A 24,374-nucleotide genomic window follows, 5' to 3' on the forward strand; every position below is an offset into this window, starting at 1 on the left:
CATTCCTTGGGGCAGGTGGCAACGAGGATGGCGGGAAACGGAGTATTCCGCTGTCAAAATCAGCTAGGCGTCCCCTCTGCTTTGATTTTGGGGATCGCTTCGAAAAAATCCGTGCCAACGGCGACAATACAGCTAATGCCGTTCGCGTGGGTCACCAGAACAGTGTAACTGCCCGTTTCTTTTGAGGTCCAAACCTCCATGACCGATTGCGCGCCGCGTGTTTTCTGCAAACCGCCAAAGGCCAGCTCTTCCGCGTAACCGTCCTGCAGTTTTGTGATCACATGCTCGCGCTGTGCACAATTCTGGGCAAAGGCGGGTGGTGCGGTCGCGGCCATTCCGAATGTCATGGCAATTGCAAAGAGACGTTTGAACATATCATGCTCCTTTCGATACGTATTTGGTTCGAGAGGGGCACACTGGGAGGAGTATGCACCCCCCTCAGTCCTTTATGTCGGGATCGCAACGCGCCGGTTCAAAGCACGAATGCTCAAGAAAAAGTTGGCAGCAAGTGATCCAGACAGGTACATCCTACCATAAAAACGCGGCATGAAAGTGTCCGACTTCACAAGGCATGGCATAATGGCAACACAACCCAGAGCGTGGCAGAGAATGCTGTCCGGGCGCAGGCTGGACCTGCTGGACCCGACCCCGGTGGATATCGAGATTGAAGACATCGCCCACGGACTGGCATTTGTAGCACGATGGAACGGGCAAACACGCGGCGATTTCGCCTATTCCGTGGCCGAGCATTCGTTGTTGGTGGAAGAACTGTTTGGCCGTATTGCGCCTAAAGCGCCTATGAAATGGCAGCTCGCGGCTTTGTTACACGATGCGCCGGAATATGTGATCGGAGATATGATCTCTCCGGTCAAATCCGCTGTCGGCCCCGGATATGGCGCGATGGATGACCGTCTGGCGGCGGCGATCCATATCCGGTTCGGCCTACCCGCCGAGATCCCAAAAACAATCAAACGCCAGATCAAAAAGGCCGACAAAATCAGCGCCTGGATGGAAGCGACGCAGATCGCGGGGTTTTCCGAGGCTGAGGCAACGAAGTTCTTTGGTCGGCCAGATCGTGAGGTGATGGAAGGGTTACACATCAAGCTCAGACCACCGGTTGAGGTGCGGCAGGCTTACACAGATCGTCATGCGGCGTTGATAGACCTCCTGTGAGTGGCAATTCCCTGCACCACCGGTATCCAAAGCCTAAGGCGGCAATCTAGCGCGTTGACGGGTCGTCATTCAGGTGCTTTTGGTGCTCTCTCAATTCGTCAGGTCAAAAACCCAATTCTCATTTGGAGAAAAATCATGGAAGCCAATTGCTTACACCGAGGTCGGCTAGTTGATCACCTGCAGCTTGTGGTTCGCAATTTCCAATCCAGTAGGGAGTTTTATACGGCCGTTTTAAACGTTCTGGACATCCCCGTTGTTGAGACAACCGAAGACTATCTCTGGGCTGACGAACTTGTGGTGTCGTCCGTTGATAGCCAAGCAGCTTTGGGGGTTTTGACTGGACGTCATCATATTGCATTTCAAGCAAAAGATCGTGCAACAGTGGATGCCTTCTACCGCGCTGCAATGACGCATGGCGGGCGCGACAACGGCAAACCCGGTGAACGGTCTTATCATCCCGGGTACTATGCCGCTTTTGTTCTCGACCCAGATGGAAACAACATCGAAGCGGTTTTTCACGGTGAAGCTAGACGCAGCGCGCCTTCTGTGGAAATCCAGTTTTAGGACTGTCTGTGCCCGAACGACAGGTATTGCCACCACTGTCTGGCAAGTATGCGGACGCTAACCCAATCGTTTGCGAAAGCTGTTACCGCGGACTGCGCTTTGCCAAAATCCGCTGCAACGTCCGGCGGTGCATATTCAGCCTCCGCGCGGTTTCCGAGACATTCCGGTCGCACAGCTCATACACCCGCTGGATATGCTCCCAGCGCACACGATCCGCGCTCATGGGGTTTTCTGGGGGTGGGGGCAGTTCGTCGCCTTTGGCCAGTAGCGCGTTGGTGATATCGGTGGCATCGGCGGGTTTGGACAGATAGTCGGTCGCACCGATCTTGACCGCTGCCACCGCGGTGGCAATCGCGCCGTAACCTGTCAGCACAACCACTCGGCTATCGGGGCGTTTTTCGCGCAGCACTTCGACCACGTCCAGACCGTTGCCATCCTCTAGGCGCAGATCAACCACAGCGTAAGCTGGGGGGCGGGCTGTGGAAATGGCACGGCCTGCGGCGACCGATCCGGCGGTTTCAACCTCAAACCCGCGTTTCTCCATCGCCTTGGCCAGACGTCTCAGAAATGGCTCGTCATCATCCACCAACAGCAGCGATTTATCGGGGCCGATGTCGAGTTGAGAACTGTCCGCCATAGTCTTGTCTTTCTGCTATTTCATGCCTTTTGGCCTGCACATGAGTAATAGCAGCGCGGGTGCAAACGTCAAACCGATGTGTCTTTTCTAGACTTGCTCCAGAAAACAGCCCACCTTGTCGGCCATCTGTTCGGCCGTGTCATCTCGTTTGAAAAACTCCAGAAATCCGTCTTCGGGCGTAACGAGGTATGTAAAGGTCGAGTGATCGACAAGGTAATACTCGTCGCTCTTATCATGCGCCTTGTAATAGGTCTTGTAGGCTCTGCTGGCCGCCTGAACCTGTTCGGGCGTTCCGGTCAGCGCGATCATGCGCTCGTGCATATTGTATGCATAGTCTCCCACAACTTCCGGCGTATCCCGATCCGGATCAATCGAGATGAATAGCGGGGTCACAGACTTTCCGCGCTCGGCGAGGATATCAATGGCCTCGGCATTGCGGGACACGTCTAACGGACACACATCCGGGCAAAATGTGTACCCGAAATAGATCAGTGTCGGCTCGGTGATCACATCTTTGTCAGTGACGATTTCACCCTTCTCGTTCAACAATTCAAACAGCCCGCCAATCGCAGCCGCCCCACCTGCGATCTGAGCGGACCGGCATTGTGCATATTTATCATCTGATCCATTGCCCGACGTCAGCAGCCACATGGCTCCAAGGCCAACGGCCAGAACAACGGTTGCAAGTATGGCATAAATGCGGGTCATGGCGCTCATCCTGGGAAAGAGGGATTGTTGATCATTTCCACCGGTACACCTATCAACTTGATGGACCGGTACAATAGGACATAATTGACCTATGGCAGATTCCAACCACGGCTTATGGCGCGGACAGGAACGCAGCAGCTGGATCAGGTTGCGGACGCTGATCTTTCTGCGATGGGTCGCTATTGTCGGTCAGTTCACCGCCATTACTGTGGCTCAGCAATCCTACCATGTTCAGCTGGAACTGGGTCTGTGCTACCTGGCCATCGGCGTGTCGGTTGTGGGCAATCTGACCGCAATCGTGATTTTCCCACGCAACAAGCGTCTGACCGAGTTTGAGAACTTTCTGATGGTTCTCTTTGACCTGTTGCAACTGGCGTTTCTGTTGTATCTCACCGGCGGGCTGAATAACCCGTTTGCCTTGCTTCTCGTTGGCCCGGTAACGATCTCGGCGAATGTCATGAGCACTCGGTCGACCCTGATCGTGGGTGCCGTTGCAATTGTTCTGACAACCCTGCTGGCGGAGTTCCATCTGCCATTGCGCACGGATCTCGGCGTGGTGTTGGAGATCCCAGACATCTTGTTGTTTGGGAACTGGGCCGCGATTGTTATCGCAATTGCCTTCATCGGCGCCTATTCGCACCGCGTGAGTTCCGAGGTTCAGTCGATGTCCGAGGCTCTTTCGGCCACTTACATGGCGCTGGCGCGCGAACAGAAATTGACCGACCTAGGTGGGGTTGTCGCGGCGGCGGCGCACGAACTGGGCACGCCGTTGGCCACGATCAAGCTGACTAGTTCGGAACTGATCGAAGAACTGGACGACCGGCCCGATCTTAAGGATGACGCCGCCCTGATCCGGGAACAGGCCAATCGGTGCCGGGATATTCTGCGCAATATGGGCCGGGCCGGCAAAGATGACCTGCATCTGCGGCAGGCCCCGCTGTCGACTGTCGTTCACGAAGCCGCAGAACCACATATCGATCGGGGGAAGGCTATCAGTTTTTCTGAAGGTCCGGGTCAGGACGGGGATGTTCAACAACCGTCGATCCTGCGAAAGCCCGAGATCATTCACGGTCTGCGCAACCTGATCCAGAACGCGGTGGATTTTGCCCGCGCGAATGTCTGGGTCGAGGCGGAATGGACGTCAGATCGGATCACCGTCATCATCATGGATGACGGGCGCGGGTTTCCATCGCAGATGATCGGCCGAATCGGCGATCCGTTTGTACGCCGGCGACGGAGCGAGACCGACCGGCGGACCCGGCCGGAATACGAAGGCATGGGCTTGGGTCTGTTCATCGCCAAAACCCTTCTGGAACGCAGCGGAGCCGAACTGGACTTTGCCAATGGCTCTGATCCCTACCAGCATTTATCGGATCACCCGGACCGCAAGGGCGCAATTGTCAGAGTGTCCTGGCCACGCAACCTGGTCGATGCGCAAACAGGCGACACGCCCGTGCCATCCGGCGTCAATCAGCACATCCAGGTCTAGGCTTAAGACACCGTTAACCAATCACACGCATAGTCTGATCGAATTCCGTTCAGGTATGGGGTGAAAAATGGCCGACTGGATCATTCTGGCCGCGATCAGTCTGGTTTCATGTTGTTTCGCGATTCAATGGCTGGCGCCGCCGCGTGTGCAGCGTGACGACGGATATGGGCTGTTCTCGCCGTCTTCTTTGTTTGATGCGGTGTTTCTGTTTGATGGTCATCGTTTGATCAGCCACTCGGATATTGCACTTGCGGGTTTTGAACATGTTGGCGACTGGGATGATCTGCGCCGCCTTCTGCAACGGGATTTCCCAACCTTTCCCGAAACGCCTGAAGCCATTCGCGATCATGGTGATCTGGTGGTCTCCGCCATTGACTTCTCGGTCGAACGCGAGGTGCTCTGCCAGTGGATTGATGGCATTGTCCGCGTGCAGCTGCGCGAACTGTCCAAAGCGTCGAGCGCGGTGCTGCGCGACCCGAACGATCCCATCCGCCTCGCAATGGACCAGGCGCCCTATCCGGTCTGGCTTCTGGGCCACAACAGCCGGGTCTTGTGGTGCAATGCCGCCTACGTCGCGCTGGTGCGCAAGGTGCGCGGTCAGGATGCCGATCTGACAGAGCCTCTGTTTTCGGCCACCCGGGACGAGGCGCGCTCCAGCGGAAAGTTCCGCGTTTCCGTTGCCGTAAACGGCGGCGCAAACAAGCTATGGTTCGATCTGTCTCAAATCGAGCGCGACGAAGGCCGGCTCTGTTACGCGGCCGACGTCAACGCGATTGTCGAGGCTGAAACGGCCCAGCGCAAGTTTGTTCAGACGATGACCAAGACATTTGCGCAGCTGTCGATCGGGCTTGCTATTTTCGACCGAAATCGCCAGTTGGCCCTGTTTAACCCTGCACTGATCGACCTGACGGCGCTGCCGCCCGATTTCCTGAGTTGCCGCCCCAGTCTGTCCAGTTTTTTTGACAGGCTGCGGGATCAGCACATGATGCCCGAACCCAAAAATTACCGCAGTTGGCGTCGGCAAATGAACGATCTCCTCGAAGCCGCGGAGGATGGCAACTTCCAGGAGACGTGGTCTCTGCCGTCCGGATCCGTTTACTCCGTGAGTGGGCGTCCGCATCCGGATGGCGCCGTTGCGTTTTTGTTCGAAGACATCACCGCCGAGATCACGTTGACCCGGCGGTTCCGTTCAGAAATGGATCTGATGCAATCCATTCTGGACAAGCTGGCCGATGCCATCGCCGTCTTTTCAGGTGACGGAAACCTGGCCCTGACAAACTATGCCTATCAGCAGATGTGGGACGACACCCATGAAGCCGGATTCGAGCCCGAGTCCCTTACGGATGTGACGCGGAAATGGCAGGAAAGCTGCATGGCCACTCCGATTCTGGGTGAAATACGTGACTTTGTAGAAATGCACGACGACCGGACGGAATGGTCGGCTGAGATTCAGATGCGCAATGGCACCAATCTGGACTGTACGATCACGCCAATGCAAAACGGGGCAACCATCGTGCGTTTTGCCGCAGACAGGAAATCACCCACCAGCCGGGGGGTGCAGAAAGTCAGCGCCTGAACCGGGTTGCAGCGGGCCGGAGGCGAGGTCATTGTGGCGCCATGACCAAGCCGCCCCTAAAGATTAAGTTGGAGTCGCCCAAGAAAACCGCCGCATTTGCTGCGGGATTGGCCAATCACCTCGGACCTGGCGACATCATTCTGCTGGACGGTAAGATCGGCAGTGGTAAGACTCACTTTGCACGCAGCCTCATTCAATCTCGGATGACCGACCCCGAGGATGTCCCCTCGCCCACCTTTACGCTGGTACAATCCTACGAGACATCTGCAGGCGATATCTGGCATTGCGATCTGTACCGTATCAGCACAACAGAAGAGATTGAGGAACTGGGGTTGATCGAGGCATTCGACACCGCCCTGTGCCTGGTGGAATGGCCAGACAAGCTGGGTCCGCTGATCCCGCCGACCGCGCTGACACTGAAATTTCAAACCGACCCAAATGATATGGAGACCCGACACTTGACCCTGTCCTGGTCCGACCCGAAATGGGCACCGAAATTGGAGAATGTCACATGACAAACCGGACGGTGCTGGCCCAGGCCCTGATTGCACAGACGCAATGGGCAGGTGCCGAACGTGCGTTTTTGGCCGGGGATGCCTCGAACCGCAGGTATGAGCGTCTGACCGATCCGGCCACAGGCCATACCGCTATTTTCATGGACGCCCCCCCGGACAAAGGCGAAGATGTCCACGCATTTGTGCGCGTCGCGGAATACCTGCGGTCTATTGGTCTGAGTGCGCCGGAAATTTTTGCGAAAGACGCCGAATTTGGGTTTCTGCTATTGGAAGATTTGGGCGATGATCTGTTTGCCCGGGTTTTGCGGCGCAACCCGAAAAGGGAACGCGAACTGTACGAAGCGGCCACAGATGTGCTGATCCATCTGCATGATTCACCATCCCTCTCGCTGCCCTCTTATGACCCTGCGCTGATGACCGAGCTGGCCGCGCTGTCTTTCACCAAATATACGCAAGGGATTTTGGGGTCTTATGACACAGATGCCCTAGATCGGTTCGAGAACCGGTTCTCGGACCTTCTGCACCGCGAAACATCAGGTGTCAAAGTGGTCATCCAACGCGATTACCACGCGGAAAACCTGATCTGGTTGCCTGATCGGCAGGGCCTTCAACGGGTCGGGTTGCTGGATTTTCAGTCCGCGATGCTGGGACACCCAGCCTATGACCTGATGTCCCTGTTGCAGGATGTGCGCCGGTCTGTTCCGGTCAGTATCGAAATGCGGATGATTGATCGCTACCTGATGGCCACCGGGATGAACGACCATGATTTCCGCACTGCCTACAATGTTCTGGGCGCACAGCGCAATCTGCGTATTCTGGGCGGGTTTGCACGGCTGGCCACCGATTATGGCAAACCGCAATACGTTGATCTGATCCCGGCCACCTGGGCGCATCTGATGCGCGACCTGGAACACCCTGCACTGGTGTCAGTGGCACAGCTGTTACGCGATGCGCTGCCCGAACCGACGCCCTACAATCTGGCAAAGCTGAGGGCGGCATGATCCAGTCGCCCGAGGCCCTCATGTTGTTTGCGGCCGGCTTTGGCACCCGCATGGGTGCACTGACCAAAAACGCGCCCAAACCGCTGATCGAGGTGGCAGGAAAGCCGCTGATAGATCACGCGCTTGAGCATGTCGAGGCACACGGCGATCTGCGTGTCGTGGCCAACCTGCACTATCGTGCCGACCAGATGGAGGCACACCTAGCACCCAAAGGCGTAATGCTGTCTCGGGAAGAACCGGACATTCTGGAGACCGGCGGCGGGTTGCGTGCAGCCCTGCCCTTGCTCAGGTCCAACCCGGTTTTCACGATGAATTCAGATGCGATCTGGGCAGGCCCTAATCCCCTGACATTGCTACAAAACGCTTGGGACCCGCAGCGGATGGATGCGCTGTTGATGTGCATCCTAACAGATCGCGTACTCGGTCACGCAGGGCCCGGCGATTTCACCGCCGACAAGGACGGGCGCATCACACGGGGGCCCGGACTGGTGTATGGCGGGGCGCAAATCCTCAAAACAGACGGCTTGCGAGCTTTTCAGGAAAAGGCGTTTTCGCTGAACTGGCTCTGGGATCGCATCCAGGATCAAGGTCGACTGTTTGCGTTGGAGTATCCTGGGCGATGGTGTGACGTCGGTACACCCGAGGGTATTGCGTTGGCCGAAAGTCTGCTTGCGGATGTTTGACCCAACCGCCCAACCCCGTGTCTTCGCCGTTCCACCGGGCGTGGATTTTCCCAAGGATCTGGTCGCAGGTCTGCGCGCCCGCATCTCAGACCCGCCCGAAGCCATGGCGCGGGTCCAACTGGTGGTCAACACCCGCCGGATGGCCAGACGGGTACGAGATCTGTTCGATCAGGGCCCTCCGGGCCTGTTGCCTCGGATATCGCTGGTTACCGATCTCGGCGAGATGACGGATCTGGCGCGGCTCCCCCCCGCGATTTCTCCGCTGCGCCGTCGGCTGGAACTGACACAGCTGATTGCAAAGCTTCTAGACCAGCAACCCGACTTGGCAGCTCGGTCATCGCTGTTTGACCTGTCCGACAGCCTTGCAGCATTGATGGATGAGATGCAGGGCGAAGGAGTGTCACCGGAAGCGATCCGCCAGCTTGATGTCAGCGATATGTCCGGCCATTGGGCCCGGGCACAGGCGTTCATCGGGATTACCGATCATTTTGTCGGGACAGAGTCGGATGCCATGGATGCACAGGCCCGGCAACGGCATGTGGTCGAGAACCTGATCGCGCGATGGCAAGATACCCCGCCGAACTACCCCGTCATCCTTGCGGGGTCGACGGGCTCGCGCGGCACAACGCTGATGCTAATGAAGGCGGTAGCACGGTTGCCGCAAGGGGCCGTCATTTTGCCGGGGTATGATTTCGATCAGCCCGACCCGGTTTGGCACAATCTGGACGAAGCCCTGACGTCAGAGGATCACCCGCAGTATCGGTTCCGAAAACTGATGCGGGAACTGGACCTGTCACCGGATCAGATCGTGCGATGGACGGATCGTCAGGCCCCTCGCCTGCGCGAAACCGCCTCGTGTCATTGGCCCTGCGCCCAGCGCCCATAACAGATGCCTGGATGACCGAAGGGCCTCAGCTGACTGATCTTCACGCCGCAACACAGGATCTGACGCTGATCGAGGCGCAATCTCCACGGTCCGAGGCTTTGGCCATTGCGCTGCGCTTGCGCCAAGCCGCCGAGACCGGGCAGACCGCAGCTTTGATCACACCCGACCGGATGCTGACGCGGCAGGTCAGCGCCGCTTTGGGCCGGTGGAACATTCTGCCCGATGACAGTGCCGGACTGCCGCTGCAACTGTCACCCCCGGGCCGGTTCCTGCGTCACGCAGCGGAGCTTTTTACCCATCGGCTGGACGGTGAGGCGCTGTTAACGCTGCTCAAACACCCGCTCTGCCATGATGGCGGAGAACGCGGGAGCCATCTCCTGCACACCCGCGATCTGGAATTGGACCTGCGCCGAAACGGCCCCCCCTTTCCAGACAGCGCCAGCCTGACCGCTTTTGCAATGCGCAAGGATGTGCCTGCCACGTGGACCACGTGGCTTGTCGATCAGTTTTGCGACCGACAGGTCACTGGCACACAGCCTTTGACCAAGTGGGTCGAGACCCTGCGTACTCTGGCCCAGGTGATATCGGCAGGCAGCACGGGGGAACCCGGAACGCTCTGGGATAAGAACGCCGGCCAAAAGGCTTTGGCCGTGCTGACAACGCTCGAGGCCGAGGCGCATCATGGCGGCACAATGACGGCCCATGACTTTTCGGACCTTCTGGGCGCCTTGCTGGCCGGCGAAGAGGTTCGCGATCGCGACGCGCCGCATCCGCATATCATGATCTGGGGCACGCTGGAGGCCCGCGTTCAGTGCGCGGAGCTTTTGATTCTCGGGGGTCTGAACGAAGGCAGTTGGCCCGAAACGCCCGCGCCGGACCCTTGGTTGAACCGTCAGATGCGGGACCAGGCCGGGCTGTTGCTGCCGGAACGCCGGATCGGTCTGTCCGCGCATGATTTTCAGCAAGCCATCGCCGCACCTGAGGTCTGGCTGACGCGGGCCACACGGTCGGAGGACGCGCAAACCGTGCCGTCGCGCTGGCTGAACCGCCTGACAAACCTGCTGAACGGTCTGCCTGACCAGGGTGGCCCCGAGGCCTTGTCCGACATGCGAAACCGCGGCCAAAAGTGGCTTGGCTGGTCCGAAACACTTGAACACGCCCCCGAAATTGCGGCCGCACACCGTCCCTCCCCAAGACCGCCGGTCGCGGCGCGCCCTCGTCAGCTGACAGTGACCGACGTCAAACGGCTGATCCGCGATCCCTATGCAATTTACGCGAAATACGTGTTGCGGCTGCGGCCATTGGATCCCCTGGTTCAGGCGCCGGATGCCCGACTGCGCGGTATCGTCATCCACGAGGTTCTGGAGCAGTTTATCAAATCCAGCGTCCTCGACGCAGCATTGCTGACGCGAGAGAACTTTATCAAACGCGCCGGCACGCTGCTTGAGGACCATGTCGCATGGCCCACCGCGCGCAAACTGTGGCTCGCACGGCTGGATCGGATCGCAGATGACTTCCTTCGGGCTGAAATAGCGCGCCGCGGTGACGGAGGGCCAGTTGCGTTCGAGGCCGCGATGCGCCTGGCGCTGACCCCGCTGGAGTTCACGATCACCGGCCGCGCCGACCGGATCGACCGCAACAGCCGGGGTGCCCTGCGGATCATCGACTACAAAACCGGCGCGCCACCCACCGAAAGCCAACAGGCCAAATTTGAAAAACAGTTGCTGATCGAAGCAGCCATCGCAGAACAGGGTGGTCTCGACGGGTTTGACCCCACCGCCGTCGCGGAGGCGGTGTTCATCGGCATGGGCGGAACCTACCGAGAGGTCGCGGCCCCATTGGCCGGTGAACCGACTGACAAGGTGTTGGCCGAACTCAGAGAGCTTGTTTCCGCCTATTTAGAGCCTGATCAGGGCTATTCCTCCCGCCGCATGCTGCACAAAGACTCAGACCATGGCGATTATGATCACCTGGCGCGGTTCGGCGAATGGGATCGCACTGCCGATACCTTCCCTGAGGACATGACATGAGAACGCGCAACGATGCCACGGAGCGGCAGGTCAAGGCTGCACGCCCCGATGCCTCGACCTGGCTGGCGGCCAATGCGGGCTCGGGCAAGACGCGCGTACTGACGGATCGCGTCGCACGGCTGTTGCTGGACGGGGTACAGCCCCAGCATATTCTGTGCCTGACCTATACTAAGGCTGCAGCAAGCGAGATGCAGAACCGGCTGTTTGATCGCCTTGGGGAATGGGCGATGCGCGGCAGTGATGATCTTCGAAGAAACCTCACGGAACTGGGCGTTTCCGGATCGATTGACGACGACCAGCTGGCTCAGGCCCGTACGTTGTTCGCCCGCGCGATCGAGACACCAGGCGGTTTAAAGATCCAGACGATTCACTCGTTCTGCGCATCGCTCCTGCGCCGTTTCCCGCTAGAGGCTGGCGTCAGCCCGCAATTTACCGAGATGGAGGACCGCGCCGCTGCTTTGCTGCGTGAAGAAATCATCGAGGGCTTTGCCGAAGGGCCTCAGGCCGCTTTGATCGAAGACGTTGCGGGATTTGTAACCGATACTGGCTTTGACACATTGACCGCAGCAGTAACGCAGCGGCGGAGCCTTTTTCGGACCCATTAGACTGGCGCGATGTCGCGCAATGTTTTGGATTGCCTGACGGGTTCGACGAGGGTGTCCTGCGTGCTAAGGTCTTTCAAGGCGATGAAGTTCAACTGGTTCAATCCATTCTGCCCGCGCTGACAGAAAACGGTGGCAACAACGCCAAAGCGGCCGCGAAGCTTGCCAGATTTACAGAAGCCCGTATTGACGCTCTGCCCCTATTGGAGAGCGTTTTGCTGACCGGTAAAACTGCAAAAGAGCCGTTCACAGCTAAGATTGGCAGCTTTCCGACCAAAGCCTTACGAGAAGGCGTGTTGGCAGACCGGATGCCAAAGATAGAAGCGCTGATGACACGGGTCGAGGCGGCACGCGAACAACGGCTTGCACTGTATGCTGCGCAAAAAACCCTGGTCCTGCACCGCTTTGCTGCCGCTTTTCTTCCGGAATATGAGCGTCGGAAACAGCTGCGCGGCTGGCTCGATTTTGACGATCTGATCCTGCGCGCGCGGCAGGTGTTGAATGATCCTGCGGTGGCGGAATGGGTTCTCTACCGACTGGACGGCGGCATCGACCATATTCTGGTGGACGAGGCACAAGACACCAGCCCGGACCAATGGGATGTGATCGAGAAGCTGGCGCAGGAATTCACCAGCGGGGAAGGGGCCCGGTCGGACATTGAACGCACGATCTTTGTGGTTGGGGACAAAAAACAGTCGATTTATTCGTTCCAGGGCGCGGACCCGCAAGCCTTTGACCGGATGCAGGCCGAGTTTGGGCGAAAACTGGCGGAAGCAGGCTCTAAACTTGAGGTTTCTGAGCTTGCGCATTCCTTTCGGTCCTCAAGCGCGATCCTGTCTTTGGTGAATATTCTGTTTGAAAACCATGCTGAGGCCGGGTTTCAGGACGAAGCGCTTCACATCGCTTTCAAAACCGGCTTACCAGGACGGGTCGATCTGTGGCCCGTGGTTGAGAAGGTCGAAGACACAGAGGACGCGCATTGGACCGACCCGGTGGACCGGCCGGGGGCCCAGCATCACACGGTCATCTTGGCGGAAAAGATTGCCTGCCAGATCAAATCCATGATCGACACGGGCCAAACCATCCCCGAGGATGCAGACCCGTCCGGCACGTTTACGCGCCGACCCGTGCGGCCAGGCGACTTTTTGATCCTCGTGCAGCGCCGATCGGACCTGTTCGCCGAGATCATTCGCGCGTGCAAGGCCAAGCAGCTTCCTATTGCCGGGGCCGACCGCCTGAAAGTGGGCGCGGAGCTGGCGGTCAAGGACCTTGCCGCCTTGCTGAGCTTCTTGGCGACACCCGAAGACAGCCTGTCGCTGGCCACCGTCCTGAAATCTCCGCTGTTTGGGTGGACGGAACAGCAGCTTTTTGACCTGGCCCACCGGCGGGATGAACCGTTCTTATGGGTGGCACTGCGCAGACGCGCCGAAGACTTCCCGGAAACACTGGCCGTATTGGACGATCTGCGCGGGCAAATCGACTTTCTCCGCCCCTACGACCTGATCGAACGCATCCTGACCCGCCACGATGGACGGCGCAAATTGCTTGGCCGTCTCGGTGCCGAGGCCGAAGACGGGATCAACGCTCTGTTGTCTCAGGCCCTTGCCTATGAACGGACGGATATTCCCAGTCTGACCGGGTTTCTGGTCTGGATGCAGACCGATGATCTGGAAATCAAACGGCAGATGAGCGGTGTCGGCAATATGATCCGCGTGATGACCGTGCATGGCGCCAAAGGGTTGGAATCGCCCATCGTGATTCTGCCGGACACCGGCAAGCGACAAGCACCGCGCGACGCGGAAATCATGGTCGCAGACGGCATTCCTGTTTGGAAAGTGCCGTCAGACACATCTCCGCATCTGATCGCCAAGGCACGCATCGAAGCGCGGCGAAAGGAGGAGAATGAGCGGCTAAGGTTGCTCTATGTGGCTCTAACACGGGCCGAAAAGTGGTTGATTGTCGCGGCGGCGGGGGATGTCGGTAAGGATGGGACCAGTTGGTATCAGATGGTCGACGCCGCGATGGAGCGTGCCGGGGCCGTTCAAGTGCCTGGGTCGCAGACCCGTCGGCTGTCGCATGGGGACTGGGACGGGCTTCCATCGACAGATCGCGCTGAACCATCCGGCATCTTGGACGCCTTGCCAGACCTGTTTCTGCACCCCGCGCAAGTACCGGTTACTGACGCAGGGACGATCAGCCCATCTGACCTTGGCGGAGCCAAAGCTTTGCCAGGCGATGCCGGTCAGGATGAGGAGGCGGCCAAGCTGCGCGGAACCCGGCTGCATCTCCTGCTGGAACACATGCCGGACACAGAGCCCGGCAACTGGCCACAGCTATGCGCGCGGGTTCTGCCCGATATGCAGGATACGGATCGGCAGGAGATTTTGGTCGAAGCATCCCGCGTTCTCAAAGCAGATCATTTGCAGCCCATCTTTGCCTCTGGCGCTTTGGCCGAGGTTCCTGTCTCAGCCGAGCTAAACGGGTGGCGCATGCACGGGGTCATCGACAGGCTGATCGTGACGGACACCGACATACAAGTGATTGATTTCAAATCGAATGCAACGGTCCCGGATCGGGCTGAGGCCTGCCCGGACGGTTTGTTACGACAGATGGGAGCATACGCGCAGGCGCTGTCTCAAATCTATCCGGACAGGGAGATTCGCACAGCAATTCTGTGGACGCGAACGGCCGAGCTGATGTGGCTGCCACACGATCTTGTGACAGATGCGTTGGGCCGCGCCCAGATATCTTGACCTCACCCACAGCCGCACATACGTTCACTGCCCAAGCGCATCTCATTCAGGAGACAGAGTATGTCGACCGTAGCCGTCACCGACGAAACATTTGACGCCGAAGTCAAGAACTCGGATGTCCCAGTCGTAGTGGATTTCTGGGCCGAATGGTGCGGACCCTGTAAGCAGATCGGCCCCGCACTGGAAGAGCTGGCAACCGAATACGGCGAAAAACTGAAGATCGCCAAGGTTGACGTCGACAGCAACCCGAACGCTGCCGCCGCAATGGGTGTTCGTGGCATACCGGCCTTGTTCATCTTCAAAGACGGTCAGGTTGTTTCAAACCGCGCGGGCGCTGCACCCAAGGCTGCCCTGCAAAGCTGGATTGACGAGTCGATCTGATCGGGTTTCTACCGAAAGATACCAAAGGCGTCCTGATCGGGGCGCCTTTTTCGTTGGGCCAGCGACATCTGGCGATCATCCAGCACACATCAGTTCAGTCCTAAGGAATCGGGAAATACACATGGCCAAGACACGGGTACTTGTGGAATTCGGGATGGGAACGTCTTTGCGGCGCGCGGACTATACGCAGGCTGCAGCGCGCGCCATCAAGGACGCGCTGTGGCATAACTCGATCAACATGGCCGAGCTGTTTGGATTTCCGAAGGAAGCGATGATCATTGACGCGGAAATCGGCGTGCAGCAGCCGGATCAGGTCGATGTTCAAGAGCTTTTGGCCATTTTTCCGTATGGGCGGCCAAGCATCACGGTCAACCATGGCGGTTTGGACGTGGGAAAACCGGGCGGGCAGGGCCAGACGGTGATCGCCAATGCCGCTGTGATCGTATCGTTTGACATGGAACCCGCGCAATGAGTGAAAAACGCATCATTCTGGAAATGGGCACCGGAAACGACCTGTATGGGCAGGACTATACCAAAGCCGCGTGCCGGGCCGTGCAGGACGCCTTGCACCATTCCTCGATCACCTTGTTTTCAAAGCTGGGACTCGACCACAACGAAATGCGTGTGCGCGTCACAATCGCTGTTCAGCAACCGGAAAACGTGGACTGCGCACGCGTCGCTGCAGATCTGCCCCGGGGCAGGGCCGAGGTGCACGCGGTCAAAGGCGGTCTGGATGTCTTCGATGAGGCCTCAGGCGAACGCCACGTGGTCGCAACCGCCGCGATTGAAGCGTATCTACCGGATCAGACGGGCAAATACAGGCAATGCTGACATGGAAAAAGCCGCTCGGAGATCCGGGCGGCCGTTCCAAATCTTGGATCCGGGTGGGATCAGAGTTTTGCGATATCCGCGCGCTCCAGGCCGATATCGTCCAGCTGGGCGTCTGTCAGACCCGACAGGATCTTGCGGGTTTTGCGGGATTCATTCCATACGACAACGTCGTCGTAGGCTTTATAGAACGCGTCCACTACGTGCAGGATGGTAGCTGCTCCGAGCGGCGCATGGATGTTTGCTGTGGTTGCCATTTGCGCAGTCCTTGGATTTGAAACAGCCGACCCCTTGTCGGTTGTAAGCCTCACATAGTGTCCGACCCTCCGACTCACAATTGCTGGTCTGGTAACCCCGAATTGCGTCCTGTGCATATCTTTTGTGCAGTTTTAGAACGGGTTGCGCCGAACCGGCGCGCGGCCCATATATAGCGCCGGTAAGAACGGAGGCCTGCATGGCAGACAATGATTTTCCCGGTTGGCACGGAACAACGATCATCGGCGTCAAAAAGGGCGGTCAGATCGTCATCGCGGGTGACGGGCAGGTCAGCCTGGGCCAGACCGTGATCAAAGGCACCGCACGCAAGGTGCGCCGCCTGTCCCCCGGCGGGTTCGAGATCGTCGCAGGCTTTGCCGGGTCGACCGCAGATGCCTTTACGCTGCTCGAACGGCTCGAAGCCAAGCTTGAAGCCACGCCCGGTCAACTGGCGCGCGCGTCGGTTGAACTTGCCAAAGACTGGCGCACCGACAAATACCTGCAAAAGCTCGAGGCGATGCTGATCGTCACCGATGGAAAAGACCTGTTCGTCATCACCGGGGCAGGGGATGTGCTGGAGCCCGAACATAACGTGGCTGCCATCGGGTCCGGCGGAAACTTTGCCCTGGCCGCCGCGCGCGCGATGATGGATGGCGACAAATCTGCGGAAGAGGTCGCCCGTCAATCCATGGCAATTGCCGCAGATATCTGCGTCTACACCAACGGAAATCTGACGGTCGAGGCGATCTCAGGCTAAGAGGGTCGAGATTTCCTTGCCTTTCCACCGCAGGTGCATGCCGATCAGACCCAGGATCGCGGTGACGATTACGATGTAGTAGGGCAGCCGGATGTCGATGCTCATCAATCCGCCGCCGATCAGCGACATGACCCCGCCCGCCAGACAGAACACGGCCGTGGTGACGCCCATGACCCAGCCCTGATCGGTTTCGCTGACGGATGAGGAAAACAGGCCCAGCAGGGTCGGGTAGGAAACACCAAAGAAGAAGTAGAAGAAGAACACCGGGACGTAGCTGAACACGCCGCTGGGGCTGAAGGCAAAGGCAAAGCCGCAGATCACCATGACCAGCAGCGATGTATAGATGATCGAATGCTTGCTGAACCGCTCCTGCGCGGGTTTAACAAGGAACGTACTAGAAAAGGCCAGGGCAAAGCCGATGACCACCATCGCCACGCTGCCCCCGATCACGCCATAGCCAAAGGCGCTGGTCAGGAAGTTGTCGACAAACACGTAGAACGTCACATTGGCGATCATGAACAGAGCGTAAACCGGCATGATTTTCAGCACCATCGGATGCCCGCGCACCGCAATCAGGCTATCGGTGATGTCACGCGGGCGGAAGACAAAGGGCGCCCGCTCGGACCTTGTGTCCTTAAAGAACGTGATCACCAGGAATATCGCGATCAGGACCAGAACAAAGGCCCCGTAGAAGGGCGTTTTCAGGGTCGCAGCGCTTCCCAGCAACGCAGAGTCCGACAGAACTGCCCCGATAATCGGGCCGCCCACCAAGCCAAAGCTGACGCCAGTTACGATGTAACCCATGTTGCGATCGCGATCGGCGGCATCGGTGCTCCCATCGATCATAGCCGCCTGCGCGATGGGTTGGTTGCCGGCGGTGAACCCGGTGATCGAACGGCCAATGATCAGCAGCAGCAGACTGTTGATGTAGAGTGCGACAATGGTCAGCGCATATCCTGCCAGCGCACCAGCCAAGCAGACCAGAAGGGCATTCTTTCGTCCAATGGAATCCGAGACCTTGGACACATAGACCACCCCCAGAAACCAGGACAGGAAGAAGCAGCCGATCACCAGCCCGTAGTAGAAATGCCGACGCCCCGTGGCTGTGCTTTCAGGCAGAAATCCGGACTTTGTCTCCATGATCAGTGAGTTGATGATGGGAAAAACAAGGCCCTGCCCGATCAGATCTACAAACACCACGAACAGCAAGGTAACCTTGGCAATCTTCGTCATTCCAAAACCCTGACCCTCAAACCATTGAAAACACTTTAGCAGACGGCAGCCGCTTCACCTAATGGCGCTGTTTGAGGAAAGCATTTGCAAACCCGATGAAGCGTTGCTAACCAGCGCTGCCGACGGAAAACGGCTTGGTTGTTTTCGCAAATGCAGTGACTACCTAAGCCGGATGTTACCTATGCTGAGTGAGAGGACTGCCCCTTGACCGACCTGACCCCGCGCGAGATTGTCTCGGAACTGGATCGCTTTATCATCGGTCAGAAGGACGCAAAGCGCGCGGTCGCCGTTGCTTTGCGCAATCGCTGGCGGCGCAAGCAGCTGGCGGATGACATTCGCGATGAGGTCTATCCAAAGAATATTCTGATGATCGGGCCCACGGGCGTTGGTAAAACGGAAATCAGCCGTCGGCTGGCCAAGCTGGCCCGCGCGCCGTTCATCAAGGTCGAGGCGACCAAGTTTACCGAAGTCGGTTATGTCGGGCGCGACGTGGAACAGATCGTGCGCGATCTGGCCGACGCCGCCATCCTGCAAACCCGCGAATACATGCGCGAGGACGTCAAAGCCAAAGCTTATCTGGCCGCAGAAGACCGCGTGATCGAAGCCATCGCCGGCGAGGATGCGCGCGACGCAACGCGAGAAATGTTCCGAAAAAAACTCAAGGCCGGTGAGCTAGACGATACCGTGATCGAACTCGAGGTTGTCGACAGCTCAAATCCCATGCCGATGTTCGACGTACCCGGACAGCCCGGCAGCCAGATGGGCATGATGAACCTTGGGGACATCTTTGGCAAAGCGTTCGGCGGGCGCACCGTCAAACGCCGCATGACCGTTGCCGAAAGCTATGACACCTTGATCGGGGAAGAGGCCGACAAACTGCTGGACGATGAAACCGTGACCCGCGCAGCTTTGGACTCGGTCGAGCAGAACGGCATCATCTTCTTGGATGAGATTGACAAGGTCTGCGCGCGAACAGATGCCCGTGGTGGCGATGTCAGCCGCGAAGGGGTGCAGCGCGATCTGCTGCCTTTGATCGAGGGCACGACGGTCTCGACCAAACACGGTCCGGTCAAAACCGACCATATCCTGTTCATCGCGTCTGGCGCGTTTCATATCGCCAAGCCCTCGGACCTGTTGCCAGAACTGCAGGGCCGCCTGCCGATCCGTGTTGAACTGCGCGCACTGACAGAGGAAGACTTTGTGCGCATCTTGACCGAAACCGACAACGCCCTGACCCTCCAGTACACCGCCCTGATGGGCACCGAGGAAGTCACCGTCACCTTTACCAACGATGGCATCGCCGCGCTGGCCAAGATTGCGGCTGACGTGAACCAGAGCATCGAGAATATCGGCGCAAGACGGCTGCATACGGTGATGGAACGTGTCTTCGAAGAGCTGTCCTTTGAGGCGCCGGATAAGGCCGGAACAGAAATCACGGTCGATGCGCAATTTGTCAGCGATAACTTGGGTGAGCTGACCAAATCGGCGGACCTGAGCCGTTACGTTCTGTAACCAGACCGGCCGGAACTTGCCGTATTTCACGGTATTGCGGCGCCTCGTCTCTGGACGCAGGGGCAGAAATCGATAGCGTAGCCGCAAGACATGCTGAGATCTGATTGTGCTGCGCTATTTCTTTGTCCTGCTGACCGCTTTGTCGCTGAGTGCTTGTGTTGACCGTTCGGTCTCCGAGACGGTTCCGGACGCGCTGCGCGTCGGCACGCCCGAGACCGTGTTTGCCGTGACCTCCCGCGCTCGTGAAACCGATGGCTCTTACGGGTACCGCCGTGCCGAGCAGCTGCGCTATCTCGAGATGACAGTGTCGATTCCGCCATCCCACACGCCCGGATCGCTCAATTTTTCCTACGCGAATCCGGATCCGAACACCCAGTTTGTCCTGGCTGGTGTCACAGAGTTCACAGGACCGCAGGACCTGGGCAATCGGCTGAAAGGCGTCAACGAAGTCACGATCTTTGTGCATGGCTACAACGCGACGCAAACCGAGACCGTGTTCCGGGCTGCACAAGTGGCTCATGATATCGGTATTCCCGGCTCAATCCTGATCTACTCATGGCCCAGTCAGGCGCGCGGGGTCGGCTATGCCTACGATCTGGACAGCATGCTTTTTGCACGGGACGGATTGGAACGGACCGTGCGCGAGCTGAAATCCATGGGCGTGACTCACGTCAATATTGTTGCACACTCCATGGGCGGCGCGCTTACAATGGAAATGATGCGTCAGGCCGAACTGCGCCAACCGGGCTGGTCCCGCCGCAACATAGCAGGCGTCATTCTGATTTCACCGGATCTGGATGTCGACCTGTTCCGCACGCAGATGAATAGCATCAAAACCCCGCCAGACCCGTTTGTGGTGATGGTATCGCAAAAGGACAAAGTCCTGAATATCTCGGCCAGGCTGCGCGGCACTGCGGACAGCAAACGGCTGGGCAACATCGACTCCGTTGCGCAACTGGCGGATTATCCCATCAGCGTGATCGACACGACGGCCTTCAACAGCGATGCCGGATCATCGCATTTCGTGGCAGCGACCTCACCTGCGCTGCTGTCACTGCTCAGTTCGGTCCGTCGTGTCAACCGAACCTTTGGGCGGGATCGACCCGGCATAGACGGTCTGGTTCCGCCGACCGAACGAAACACCGATGGGGCGACCGAAATCGTGCTGACAGGAACCGGTCAGCCGCAGGTCAGCGCTCCGTGACACGGTTCAGCCTCCGGGACTATCTCGTTCAGAATGCCACGTGGTTGAGCGCGGGCGTCTTGCTGACTTTTCTGTCCAGCTTTGGCCAAACGTTCTTTATCTCGATCTTCGCAGGTGACATTCGTGCCGAATTCGGATTGAGCCATGGCGGATGGGGCGGGTTGTACACGCTGGGAACAACCGGGGCCGCGATTGTCATGATCTGGGCCGGCGGCTTGACGGATTTCTTTCGCGTCCGGGTTCTGGGCCCTGCCGTTTTGTTGGGTGTCGCCCTCGCTGCTCTGGCAATGGCCGCGAATACCTGGCTGGCCCTTTTGCCGGTCGTAATCTTCTGCCTGCGCCTGTTCGGTCAGGGGATGAGTACACATCTCGCCGTTGTTGCCATGGCGCGCTGGTTCACCGCGACACGCGGAAAGGCACTGTCCATCGCCTCAGCCGGGTACGCAATTGGAGAGGCCCTGTTGCCATTGGTCTTTGTCGCGGCGATGGCCTTTCTGGACTGGCGCTGGTTGTGGGTGGTGGCAGCCTGCATCACCATCCTGGGAGTGCCCGTTCTGACACGCCTGTTGCGTCTCGAAAGAACGCCGCAAAGCCTGACCGACGCTTACACCGCCACTGGGATGGAAGGGCGGCACTGGTCGCGGCTTGAGGCTTTGGTCAACCCGCTGTTCTGGTTCATGATGCCGTCGGTGATGGCGCCGTCCGCGTTCATAACCGCGTTCTTCTTTCATCAGGTTTACCTGGCCGAGATCAAAGGCTGGCAGCACATCCAACTGGTGGCCTTGTTCCCGGTGTTTACGGGGGTGTCTCTACTGTCGATGTTCGCGGCAGGGTGGGCGTTGGACAAATGGGGTACGGCGCGCATGATGCCGTACTACCAACTACCCATCGCGCTTGGCTTTGTTGTCCTGTCCGTTGCTACGTCGATCAGCGGCGCGCTGCTGGGCTTGATCCTTCTGGGACTGACCGTTGGGGCGAACAGTACCTTGCCCAGCGCGTTCTGGGCCGAGTTCTATGGCACGCGACATATCGGTGCCATCAAGGCCATGGCCACAGCTGTCATGGTTCTGGGGTCCGCAATCGGACCGGGTTTGACCGGCCTACTGATTGACTTTGGCGTCTCTCTGGACACGCAGTTCCTGTGGATCGGCGGTGGCTTCGTTCTGGTCTGCGGTCTGATCTATGTCGGGGTATCCCGCGCAGTGCGTACGTTCTAACGAACCCGGCGCAGGTAGACATAGTAGGCTCCGTCGCCACCATGGCTGATATGTGCAGGCGTCACCTGCAGAACCGCCTGTGCCAGCGGCGGCAATGACAGCCATTGCGGCACCTGATTGCGCAACACGCCACGCGGGGTCGGGATCGGGCCGGGCTCATCCCGGTCCTTGCCTTTGCCGGTGACCACCAGAACGAGCCGCTTACCGGACGCCTGCGCATTCAGGACAAAGCGGATCAGGGCAGGATGTGCATTGTCGACGCGCATCCCGTGCAGATCCAGCTTTCCCTCAGGCTTGAGCTTGCCACGCTTCATGCGGGCAAAAGCCTTGGTGTCCATTTGAACCGGTCTGGCACGAAGGTCCTCGGTGACTGATGGCTTCAGAGCGTTTGCACCCTGCTTTGTCGGCGCTTTCTGGCCGGGTTCGAACGCATCCAAGCGGGGTTTCGGCGATTTGGTGGGTTTAGGTTTGGGCAGCGAGGTCGGATGCACCGTCTGCGGAATTTCAGGGTGCAGTCTCTCGGTCTGTTTTGCCACTTTGCGCCACAGTTCGATTTCATCCGCCGTCAATTTGCGCCGCGCCATCAGAACTCATCCGGCAACATTGCATATGCACGCTGGATCGGCAGCAATACGACCATCCGGCCAGGGTCTTTGAGCTGACCCGCCGCCTGTCCGGCCTCATCCCCGGTCCCAAAGAAGATATCGGCGCGCTGGGCCCCCTTGATCGCAGAGCCGGTGTCCTGTGCAGTCATCAGCCGTCGCAGAGGATCTTCTCCATCCTTCTCCACCCAGACCGGTGCGCCCAGCGGTGTATAAGCCGGATCAGCCGCAATGCTGCGCATCGTTGTCACCGACCGGTTCATCGCGCCCAATGGCCCAAATTCAGGCGCAACGCGCGTGACCTCGCGAAAAAACACATAGGACGGGTTGTGAAACAACAGCTCGGTCCCGGCTTCGGGATTTCGGCGCACCCAGGCGCGGATCATCTGGGCGCTGACCTCATGAGCTCCAAGTATACCCCGTCGGATCAACTCGACTCCAATTGAGCGATAGGGATGCCCATTTGCGCCGCCATACCCCACGCGCAGAGCGGTACCGTCCGGCAACCGGACACGCCCCGAGCCTTGGATCTGCAGAAAGAACAGCTCGACAGGGTCGTCGACCCAGGCAATTTCCAGCCCCCGGCCGTTCATGACGTCACCCGTCAGAATCTCACGCCTGCTCAACCACTTGCCTTCTGCGCGAGCCTCGGGCGGAATACGGTAGAGCGGATACTTGAACCGGTCAGATCGGGTCCGGGACCCGTCAAGCTCTGGCTCGAAATATCCGGTAAACAGGGCATCCTTGCCGTCTTCGACCAAAACGGGGCGAAAAAACAATTCAAAGAACGCGCGAGCGGCATCCGGTTCGTAGGTTTGCGCAACCCCACACAGCGCACGCCAATCCGGATCCCCAAGATCCCCGCATGTGTTCAGAAATACAGAAAGGGCCGCCCCGTGATCGTCGGCGGCCCAGCCATCGAGTTCGTCAAACGAGAGAATGGACCGCGTCGCGTCGGCTCCGGCGGCGCTGGCGGTGGTCATAGCGCCCACCAGACATAGCGACCGGAGCGTTGCAATCATGCGTCCGTGGCAACAAGCAGCCAGTTCGGATCGTCTTTGCCCATGACACGGGCAAAGGTCCAGCTGTCCTTTTGGCGTTTGATGGTGTTGGGGTTGCCTTCGATGATATCGCCGCCGCGGTCGCGCACGACCGAGGTCAGCTCGCCAACAAAGCGCATGGTGATTTCCGCCTGATTGGTATCCTTGTCGAATTTTGCATCGCTCAGGGTGGTTTCACGCACGCCGACAAATTCGGCCTCGATGGTCAGGCCCTGGTCTTCGCGTGCGGCCACGACCGACACAAAGGTGTCGAACACCTCTTCCGACAGGAAGGGCTGGATTTCGTCCAGATTACCGCGCTCGAATCCCATCACGATCATCTCATACGCACCACGGGCACCCTGCACGAATTCGCCAACGGAAAACGCAGGCTCGACCCGTTTCATCGCAGCCAGTACCTGCGCCTGTTCGCTGTCTTCGGGAACATGGTCGGTGATATCGTGATCCGGACCGCCTTCAATCACCTCGAAATCGCGGCGCGAGTTATTGGCGTCGGACTGCTTTTGCAGCGGCGGCTTTTCAAAGCCTTCACGCGTTCCCAGTACGCTTCTCAGGCGCAGGATCAGGAAAATCGCAATTCCGGCCAGCACCAGAAGCTGGATCAGGGGTGAGTTCATTTCGTCCTCTTTTCAGCGCCGGAACTTTGTGTATGCGGCCTCATGCCACTATGTAGGTGACAGTTCGTGGCAAGTCCACAGCCCGGCCTA

The 24,374-nt window shown here is 58.6% G+C and carries 22 protein-coding genes and 2 pseudogenes; 16 read left to right on the forward strand and 8 right to left on the reverse strand.

The window, feature by feature from the left end:
• Positions 1 to 59: 59 nt before the first annotated feature.
• Entirely contained in the window at positions 60 to 374 is a 315-nt protein-coding gene (locus ACR3ES_RS02640) for a hypothetical protein (RefSeq protein WP_170431600.1), read from the reverse strand.
• A 205-nt stretch (positions 375 to 579) separates the two neighbouring features.
• On the opposite strand from ACR3ES_RS02640, the gene ACR3ES_RS02645 reads away from it, so the two are divergent.
• On the forward strand, positions 580 to 1,173 hold the full coding sequence (locus tag ACR3ES_RS02645; RefSeq protein WP_170431599.1) for an HD domain-containing protein: 594 nt from the start codon (positions 580 to 582) through the stop codon (positions 1,171 to 1,173).
• A gap of 135 nt (positions 1,174 to 1,308) precedes the next feature.
• Complete coding sequence (locus ACR3ES_RS02650) at positions 1,309 to 1,737, forward strand: VOC family protein (RefSeq protein WP_170431732.1); 429 nt, start codon at positions 1,309 to 1,311, stop codon at positions 1,735 to 1,737.
• A gap of 82 nt (positions 1,738 to 1,819) precedes the next feature.
• Here ACR3ES_RS02650 and ACR3ES_RS02655 read toward each other — a convergent pair whose 3' ends face one another.
• Positions 1,820 to 2,374, reverse strand: coding sequence for an ActR/PrrA/RegA family redox response regulator transcription factor (locus tag ACR3ES_RS02655; protein WP_050604676.1), 555 nt, complete (start codon positions 2,372 to 2,374; stop codon positions 1,820 to 1,822).
• A gap of 87 nt (positions 2,375 to 2,461) precedes the next feature.
• Positions 2,462 to 3,082: an SCO family protein gene (locus ACR3ES_RS02660; RefSeq protein WP_170431598.1), complete on the reverse strand. Its 621-nt coding sequence runs from the start codon at positions 3,080 to 3,082 to the stop codon at positions 2,462 to 2,464.
• Between the two features lie 91 nt (positions 3,083 to 3,173).
• Here ACR3ES_RS02660 and regB point away from each other — a divergent pair, with 91 nt between their 5' ends.
• From regB to ACR3ES_RS02710, 10 genes and pseudogenes are all read left to right on the forward strand, one after another.
• Positions 3,174 to 4,571: a sensor histidine kinase RegB gene (regB, locus tag ACR3ES_RS02665; RefSeq protein WP_170431597.1), complete on the forward strand. Its 1,398-nt coding sequence runs from the start codon at positions 3,174 to 3,176 to the stop codon at positions 4,569 to 4,571.
• Between the two features lie 67 nt (positions 4,572 to 4,638).
• On the forward strand, positions 4,639 to 6,147 hold the full coding sequence (locus tag ACR3ES_RS02670; protein ID WP_170431596.1) for a PAS-domain containing protein: 1,509 nt from the start codon (positions 4,639 to 4,641) through the stop codon (positions 6,145 to 6,147).
• Between the two features lie 41 nt (positions 6,148 to 6,188).
• Positions 6,189 to 6,662, forward strand: a complete 474-nt coding sequence (tsaE, locus tag ACR3ES_RS02675) for a tRNA (adenosine(37)-N6)-threonylcarbamoyltransferase complex ATPase subunit type 1 TsaE (protein ID WP_170431595.1) — start codon at positions 6,189 to 6,191, stop codon at positions 6,660 to 6,662.
• Positions 6,659 to 7,663 carry a phosphotransferase gene (locus ACR3ES_RS02680; RefSeq protein ID WP_170431594.1) on the forward strand — a complete coding sequence of 335 codons (1,005 nt, stop codon included), beginning with the start codon at positions 6,659 to 6,661 and terminating at the stop codon, positions 7,661 to 7,663. Before tsaE ends, ACR3ES_RS02680 begins: the two co-directional genes overlap by 4 nt.
• Positions 7,660 to 8,346, forward strand: a complete 687-nt coding sequence (locus ACR3ES_RS02685) for a nucleotidyltransferase family protein (protein WP_170431593.1) — start codon at positions 7,660 to 7,662, stop codon at positions 8,344 to 8,346. Before ACR3ES_RS02680 ends, ACR3ES_RS02685 begins: the two co-directional genes overlap by 4 nt.
• Positions 8,339 to 11,262: pseudogene (gene addB, locus ACR3ES_RS02690) on the forward strand (double-strand break repair protein AddB). The gene ACR3ES_RS02685 and the pseudogene addB overlap by 8 nt, the downstream one beginning before the upstream one ends.
• A pseudogene (addA, locus tag ACR3ES_RS02695) lies at positions 11,259 to 14,617 on the forward strand (double-strand break repair helicase AddA). The pseudogenes addB and addA overlap by 4 nt, the downstream one beginning before the upstream one ends.
• A gap of 60 nt (positions 14,618 to 14,677) precedes the next feature.
• Positions 14,678 to 14,998 carry a thioredoxin gene (gene trxA, locus ACR3ES_RS02700; RefSeq protein WP_170431587.1) on the forward strand — a complete coding sequence of 107 codons (321 nt, stop codon included), beginning with the start codon at positions 14,678 to 14,680 and terminating at the stop codon, positions 14,996 to 14,998.
• Positions 14,999 to 15,119: 121 nt separating this feature from the next.
• Positions 15,120 to 15,470 carry a Lin0512 family protein gene (locus ACR3ES_RS02705; protein WP_170431585.1) on the forward strand — a complete coding sequence of 117 codons (351 nt, stop codon included), beginning with the start codon at positions 15,120 to 15,122 and terminating at the stop codon, positions 15,468 to 15,470.
• Complete coding sequence (locus tag ACR3ES_RS02710) at positions 15,467 to 15,829, forward strand: Lin0512 family protein (RefSeq protein ID WP_170431583.1); 363 nt, start codon at positions 15,467 to 15,469, stop codon at positions 15,827 to 15,829. The genes ACR3ES_RS02705 and ACR3ES_RS02710 overlap by 4 nt, the downstream gene beginning before the upstream one ends.
• 59 nt (positions 15,830 to 15,888) lie before the next feature.
• Here the strand turns inward: ACR3ES_RS02710 and ACR3ES_RS02715 are convergent, their stop codons facing one another.
• On the reverse strand, positions 15,889 to 16,083 hold the full coding sequence (locus ACR3ES_RS02715; RefSeq protein ID WP_170431581.1) for a DUF1127 domain-containing protein: 195 nt from the start codon (positions 16,081 to 16,083) through the stop codon (positions 15,889 to 15,891).
• A gap of 197 nt (positions 16,084 to 16,280) precedes the next feature.
• Between ACR3ES_RS02715 and hslV the strand changes: the two genes are divergently transcribed.
• Complete coding sequence (hslV, locus tag ACR3ES_RS02720) at positions 16,281 to 16,838, forward strand: ATP-dependent protease subunit HslV (RefSeq protein WP_170431579.1); 558 nt, start codon at positions 16,281 to 16,283, stop codon at positions 16,836 to 16,838.
• Here hslV and ACR3ES_RS02725 read toward each other — a convergent pair.
• On the reverse strand, positions 16,830 to 18,071 hold the full coding sequence (locus tag ACR3ES_RS02725; protein ID WP_170431578.1) for an MFS transporter: 1,242 nt from the start codon (positions 18,069 to 18,071) through the stop codon (positions 16,830 to 16,832). The two genes, hslV and ACR3ES_RS02725, sit on opposite strands and share 9 nt — an antisense overlap.
• Before the next feature lie 204 nt (positions 18,072 to 18,275).
• On the opposite strand from ACR3ES_RS02725, the gene hslU reads away from it, so the two are divergent.
• From hslU to ACR3ES_RS02740, 3 genes are all read left to right on the forward strand, one after another.
• On the forward strand, positions 18,276 to 19,583 hold the full coding sequence (gene hslU / locus ACR3ES_RS02730) for an ATP-dependent protease ATPase subunit HslU (protein WP_170431576.1): 1,308 nt from the start codon (positions 18,276 to 18,278) through the stop codon (positions 19,581 to 19,583).
• A gap of 106 nt (positions 19,584 to 19,689) precedes the next feature.
• Positions 19,690 to 20,787, forward strand: a complete 1,098-nt coding sequence (locus ACR3ES_RS02735) for an alpha/beta fold hydrolase (RefSeq protein ID WP_170431574.1) — start codon at positions 19,690 to 19,692, stop codon at positions 20,785 to 20,787.
• Positions 20,784 to 22,004 (forward strand): MFS transporter, encoded by a 1,221-nt coding sequence (locus ACR3ES_RS02740; protein WP_170431572.1) that lies wholly within the window; start codon positions 20,784 to 20,786, stop codon positions 22,002 to 22,004. Before ACR3ES_RS02735 ends, ACR3ES_RS02740 begins: the two co-directional genes overlap by 4 nt.
• Here ACR3ES_RS02740 and ACR3ES_RS02745 read toward each other — a convergent pair.
• From ACR3ES_RS02745 to ACR3ES_RS02755, 3 genes are read right to left on the reverse strand one after another with little or no spacing between them, the layout of a single operon-like run.
• Positions 22,001 to 22,588 (reverse strand): Smr/MutS family protein, encoded by a 588-nt coding sequence (locus ACR3ES_RS02745; protein WP_170431570.1) that lies wholly within the window; start codon positions 22,586 to 22,588, stop codon positions 22,001 to 22,003. The genes ACR3ES_RS02740 and ACR3ES_RS02745 overlap by 4 nt on opposite strands.
• A complete protein-coding gene (gene mltA / locus ACR3ES_RS02750; RefSeq protein ID WP_480424758.1) occupies positions 22,588 to 23,628 on the reverse strand; it encodes a murein transglycosylase A in 1,041 nt (346 codons plus the stop codon). The genes ACR3ES_RS02745 and mltA overlap by 1 nt, the downstream gene beginning before the upstream one ends.
• The gene (locus ACR3ES_RS02755) at positions 23,625 to 24,284 is read right to left on the reverse strand and encodes a Tim44/TimA family putative adaptor protein (RefSeq protein WP_170431567.1); all 660 of its coding nucleotides are present in this window, start codon (positions 24,282 to 24,284) and stop codon (positions 23,625 to 23,627) included. Before ACR3ES_RS02755 ends, mltA begins: the two co-directional genes overlap by 4 nt.
• Positions 24,285 to 24,374 lie beyond the last annotated feature (90 nt).

The organism is Ruegeria sp. B1, assembly GCF_056535885.1.